Source organism: Lentilactobacillus sp., from assembly GCF_040773105.1.
In the GTDB taxonomy this organism is placed as follows: domain Bacteria; phylum Bacillota; class Bacilli; order Lactobacillales; family Lactobacillaceae; genus Lentilactobacillus; species Lentilactobacillus parabuchneri.
In genome coordinates, this window is sequence record NZ_JAXGWW010000133.1 from 1 (window position 1) to 5,521 (window position 5,521).

5 protein-coding genes, 1 pseudogene and 1 other annotated feature are annotated in these 5,521 nt (G+C 44.6%); all 6 genes and pseudogenes read right to left on the minus strand.

The features are described from left to right. The coding region (locus AB3112_RS07625; protein ID WP_367334227.1) for an MFS transporter at positions 1–585 on the minus strand (585 nt) is incomplete at its 3' end. A 121-nt stretch (positions 586–706) separates the two neighbouring features. After that, positions 707–1,612, minus strand: a complete 906-nt coding sequence (locus tag AB3112_RS07630) for an oxaloacetate decarboxylase (protein ID WP_179136538.1) — start codon at positions 1,610–1,612, stop codon at positions 707–709. Further along, positions 1,599–2,345, minus strand: a complete 747-nt coding sequence (locus AB3112_RS07635) for an isocitrate lyase/phosphoenolpyruvate mutase family protein (RefSeq protein ID WP_084998320.1) — start codon at positions 2,343–2,345, stop codon at positions 1,599–1,601. Before AB3112_RS07635 ends, AB3112_RS07630 begins: the two co-directional genes overlap by 14 nt. A 67-nt stretch (positions 2,346–2,412) precedes the next feature. Then, positions 2,413–2,670, minus strand: a binding site (T-box leader). Positions 2,671–2,797: 127 nt separating this feature from the next. Next, positions 2,798–3,922, minus strand: coding sequence for a 2-aminoethylphosphonate--pyruvate transaminase (gene phnW, locus AB3112_RS07640; protein ID WP_265171084.1), 1,125 nt, complete (start codon positions 3,920–3,922; stop codon positions 2,798–2,800). 18 nt (positions 3,923–3,940) lie between these two features. Beyond that, positions 3,941–4,687 (minus strand): annotated as a pseudogene (gene phnX, locus AB3112_RS07645) (phosphonoacetaldehyde hydrolase); the annotation flags it as partial. Positions 4,688–4,712: 25 nt separating this feature from the next. Then, positions 4,713–5,516: a PhnE/PtxC family ABC transporter permease gene (locus tag AB3112_RS07650; protein WP_367334228.1), complete on the minus strand. Its 804-nt coding sequence runs from the start codon at positions 5,514–5,516 to the stop codon at positions 4,713–4,715. Positions 5,517–5,521: the final 5 nt, after the last annotated feature.

Genomic DNA, 5,521 nt, shown 5'->3' on the forward strand with positions numbered 1-5,521 from the left:
CACTAAAGCAAGTGTTCCCATTGTAAGAAACATTGAACGCCAACCAAATCTTGGAATCATGAACGATGCGATCAATAGGGTGATCGGTGCCCCCGTGTTCGCAACGATGGCGGTCATCCCTGACCAATGTCCTCGCCGTTTGATGGGTGCAAACTCATTAACCACCGCATACCCGGTAACAATTTCTGCTCCCAGGCCGATGGCAGCAATAAATCTCAGTCCAATCAGAAGCGTCATACTTGGCGCAAACGCCGATAACAATGTAAATACACCGAAAAGTAAAAGATTAAAGTGGTAGGACAATTTTCGCCCAAAAAAGTCGCCAATGTAGCCCGCTAAAAGTGAACCGATAAAAAGTCCTAAAAAACCACTTGATAGAAAGTATGAGCCTTGGCTAATACTCGCAAATTTTGTCTGAATTAACGTACTATTGATTGCACCGGCCATATAAACATCGGCAGCATCTAGAATCATCCCTGCCCCCGCCAAGGCAAATACCTTATAAAATAATGGTGTTTCACGTGCCTCATTTAACTGGTTCTCTAACGAATACGCCTGATTGGAACTATACGTGTTATCTGCCATAATCAAATCCTCCATTACTATGTGTGTGCCTGCCATCTCAACTATTAACTATGTTCGTCGATCTATGTGTTGGTGAAACCAATTGAAAAGTTATGTGTGAAGAAACAAAATGAGCATTGCTTTAAGACATATATGTCTGGGCCATCTTTTCAGGGGAATATTCCGCATCCCTTGCGTTAACACGATCCAGCCCTACAAATTCGTTGAACTTTGGGAAAGTGATCATTCGATCCTTGTAGGCTTTAGTCGATCCATCCCGCTTCAAAGTTTCAAGTAAAGTTTTCTCAGCGTATGCCTGCGTATAGGTCAATGTGTTTGGATGAACCACGATATTAAAGCCTAATTTCTGTAGATCCTCTTTTTTCGTCAGCGGTGTTTTGCCATCCTCAATCATGTTGGCCATCAGCGGCGTGTCAGGAAAGGCTTCATGAATCTTTTCCAATTCTGCAACGCTTTGTGGCGCTTCAATAAATATCAAGTCAGCGCCCGCTGCACGATACCGTTTGCTTCGATCAATAGCATCATCCAAGCCATAAACCGCACGGGCATCAGTTCTCGACATAATCAAAAAGTCATCGTGTTTGCGTGCTGCCTTTGCAGCTCGCAGCTTAGCTTCAAGAACTTCCGTCGGTTCAACTTTTTTACCATCCATGTGTCCACACCGTTTAGGCCAAACCTGATCTTCAATAAACATCCCCGCTGCCCCGATCGCTTCATAACTTTCGACAGTACGCTTAATATTATCGAGATCACCATACCCCGTATCTGCATCGGCAAATACCGGAACATTAACTGCATTAATAATCTGCCGACATCGTTCAAGTGAAAGGCCAAAGTCCGCAATTCCTCGATCCGGCATGGCCAAAGCTGACGCGCTTGTGGCATATCCAGCTGAAAATATCGCTTGAGCCCCTTCGGCTTCAGCAATTTTGGCAGCTAAAGCATCTGGTGCGACCATCATCTCAACGATGTTGCCGCTCATGACTTCTTTATTAAATTGATGACGCATCTTATTATTTTTCAGCATAAGTGATGCCTCCTTGTTTGATTAATTTGATTGCATCTGACTGCGCGTTCTTAATTGCACTCGTTAAAATTCCCTTGTCCAGCCAGCCAGAAATCCCGGTAATTTGGGTCATTCCCGGGGTCCAAGTTGCCATTAGCGGCAATGGTAACTGTCGTTCAGTCAGTTGAGCTAATTGATCGATATCGTAATGATCAATGGCAATCGCATCAGCGCCAGCCTTTGCCAGATATCCAATTCGTTGAATAATACCCTCAATTCCATAAGATTGAATTCCTTCTAGCTTGATCCAAATTTGGGTGTCCGGATTTTCCAAGGCGTCCTTGGCTGCCCTCAACTTACCAATCAGGTCCTCTGGTGTTGTGGTGTGGGGCTCCGCCGTTGTGTGAGCAGGGTATGTCTGGTCATTCAACAATAAAATGTCTCCGCCTGATCGTTCCAGTTCCATTGCCGAATAGTAGGTGTTGAGAGGATTGCCAAACCCTGACTGCAGATCGGCAATCAACCGCCCGGTCTTTTTTAAACGCATGTCCCGCAAGAATTTCGCATATTCAGACAATGTCAGCATGCCTTGCGAATCCTCGGCTATCAATGTATTGGCTGTCAAAGTGCCATCAATTAAAATTGCTGGAAAGCCTTCATCACTTAACATCCTGAAAGTATTCCCGTCACCTGAAGCAGGGATAATTGTGTCGGGATGTTGATCTAGATAGGTTAATAAATTAGTTTGAGTCATTGTGATTCCTCCAATCAATTATGTGTAGAAAAATGAGAAAATAAAAAATGCGTCCTTCGAATCAACTTCGAAGGGCGCATTTTAAAATAGATGCACGGTACCACCTTGATTTATCGAATTAAATCATTCAATTCAATTCGATCTTAACGAACACAATTCATAAAATTGTAGTCGCTGGCCTTTTAATGGTGGCATCCAGTAAACACTCAGGGATCGCATCTACAGCTCCAAGCCTACTTTCAATCATGAATTGCAGTTTCCTTTCACCAACCGGAAACTCTCTAAATGCAATTAATAATTTACTCCCGCTTTTCATCGCTTTTCTCAACGTTTTCTAATTGAATAGTATCTTAACTCATTGAATTTTAATTGTAAAGGGATTTTTTACATTCTCACAATTAATCCTTCAAGTCAGATTCCAACTAGGCTTCATTCAATGCAGGGAAAATCGGCTACACCTTAACCACATCATGCTTCTTGATCAACGTGAGTAATTCCTCAATATCCCCGGAATAGACTTCCCCAATATTTCCAATTCGGAAACTATCAATATTGGAGACTTTTCCTGGATATATGATGAATCCATTTTGTTTGAGGTACTCGTACAAGCCACGGAAATCGAAATCGGCGGTGGGGTACTTAAATGACGTAATGATCGGTGACTGAACGGCCTCATCAATAACCGGCTGATAACCGATTTCAATCATTCCTGCCCTCAGCATCTTCTCGTTTTGAGCATATCGGGCATTACGCCCCGAAACGCCGCCTTCAGCATCCAGCTCACGTAATGCTTGAAGAAATGCGTAGACCACGTGGGTTGGGGACGTGAACCGCCATTTGCCATCATTGTCTTCAAAGCACTTATATTGATCGTACAAATCAAGTGCCAAAGAACGGGCATTGCCGGCCGTTTCATCAATGACAGCCTTTCTGGCAATCACCAGCCCAAAGCCTGGAACGCCTTGAATACATTTATTTGAACTGCTAATCAAATAATCAATTTCACTTTTTTCAACATCAATCGGCACGCCGCCAAAGCTCGACATTGCGTCAACGATCGTCGTAATCCCTTTGGCATGAACTTTAGGGATGATGGTTTCAATTGGATTTAGGATTCCAGTTGTAGTTTCGCAATGAACAATCGCAAAATAGGTCACTTCCGGATGCGCATCGAGAGCCCTTTCGATCTGATGCCAATCCGTAATTTCATCTTCTCGAAAGTTCAAATCAACGTGTTTAATATCAAGGTAATCGGCGATTTGAGCCATTCGTTGGCCATAGGCACCGTTAATGGCAATCATCAAAACTGCCGACTGCTTTGGGACCGCCGTTCCAATTGTCGATTCCACGGCAAACGTGCCGCTTCCCTGCATCAACACAGCGGTGTAGTTTGCGCTCGAGACATTTGCCAACTTCAACAACGCTTGTCGAACTGCTTGAGTGTCGGCTTTATATTCATCATCCCAAGTACCATGGTCGACCGACATTTGTTTCTTAACAACTGGACTCGTTGTCAGTGGCCCCGGTGTCAGTAAAATTGGTGCCGGTTGTGGCTCATATTTTTGGTCGGTATCAATTGCTGAAATCAGATTAATTAAATCCTGAAGATTATCAATCACGTAATCAGCGCCGGCATTTTCTAATGTTGTAATCGCTCGATTCTTGAGCGAATTTTGTTTGGCAATCGACAGACTATTGTATTCGTCTTCCGTCAACCCGATTAGGTTGCCGCCTTCAACCACGCCAATCGTGATTGCGTGGGCAGCCTTTCCCTCTAAAATATCGTTGACCGTATCGCCAACTTTAATCACGGAATGAGGGCCTTCAACGCCCATTTTATCCATGGCATAAAGCAGCATATCAGGATTTGGCCGTCCGATGCCGTTTGTGAGATCGGACGTCACGTTAATTTCTGGTGTGTAGCCCTGCTTGGCGGCCAGCGGAATCACATGGGCGAGCATCTCACTTGTATAGCCGGTTGTCGATGCATATTTAATGCCCCGCTGTTGACAGTATGCGACTAGCTCCAGCAGCCCGGATTTGAGTTGGCTTGTCTTTGCCAATACCTGAACAATTTCTGTTTGAAACCGCCGGTAAACTTGGTCCACCGCTTCTGAAATTGAGTCGTTGGGATGCTTTTCTCGCCACTTGTCTTGAACATCTGGTTTTGCCATGATCTTTTTAACGTGATCCAGCTTATCCAAGCCCAAGTCTGCGCGAATCTCTGCAGTCGGAACCGTAATTCCGAAGCTCTCAAATGCTTGTTGGAAGGCAATAATTGGTGCCTGACTGCCGTAATCAACCGTGGTGCCTGCCCAATCAAATACAATTGCTTTTATCATAATTTTATCTCCTTACTTGATTGACTTACTTAGTTGCTCGTTTGATATAGCGACTTCTTAATTTATAGGAAATAATTTCCAGTGGAATGGTAAATGCCAGTATCAGGTAAACAATCATGCCGACCTCGTGAAAATCAAAGTAAAAGCCACTTGCCATAAACAGCTGGTAGCCGATTCCACCCACTCCGGCCGCAGCACCCACCGCAACCGCATTGGCAAAATTGATTTCAAACCGGATAAACGTCCAGCTTAACAGGCTTGAGGCAATCGTTGGAAAAATAACCTGGCTGACCAAGGGCCAAAAGCCAACGCCCATCGCCCGCAAAGCGGATAAGGTGTCACCGGAAATTTCATCAATACTATCGGCATAAACTTTAACCAAATACGCGACGCTGTGAAATGTTAATCCAATGACAGCAGCGTTAGCGCCTAATCCAAGGGCAACCGAATAAATTAATACCCAAAGGATCGTTGGAATTGCCCGAATCAATGCCATAACCGTCTGAACAATATCAATTAACCATGTTGGTGCGAGATTTCTCGCGGCCATCAATGCGATAAAAAAGGCAATGACAGCGCCGACCAAGGTCGTGAGAAAGGCGAGTGCAATACTTTGAAACAGTGCTACTATCAAGCTTCCCATGGTGGTGTTGGAAGGTGCCGGCTGCAGCATCATAATTCGGAGATTATCCAACAAACCACTCGTTGCGACCGCTAAATTGACGCCCTTTGGAATGATTGTCGGAATCGTAAGCACCGTGGTGAACACCAGGATCGCCATGACCAGATAAACCGTGCGCCGGCGTTTATCCTTCAGTCGAAGCGGCAGCTTAA

What these genes read in the sequence shown, in the direction of transcription:
- AB3112_RS07630 (WP_179136538.1), bottom strand. Translation starts at nt 1,612, where the DNA reads ATGCTGAAAAATAATAAGATGCGTCATCAATTTAATAAAGAAGTCATG.
- AB3112_RS07635 (WP_084998320.1), bottom strand. Translation starts at nt 2,345, where the DNA reads ATGACTCAAACTAATTTATTAACCTATCTAGATCAACATCCCGACACA.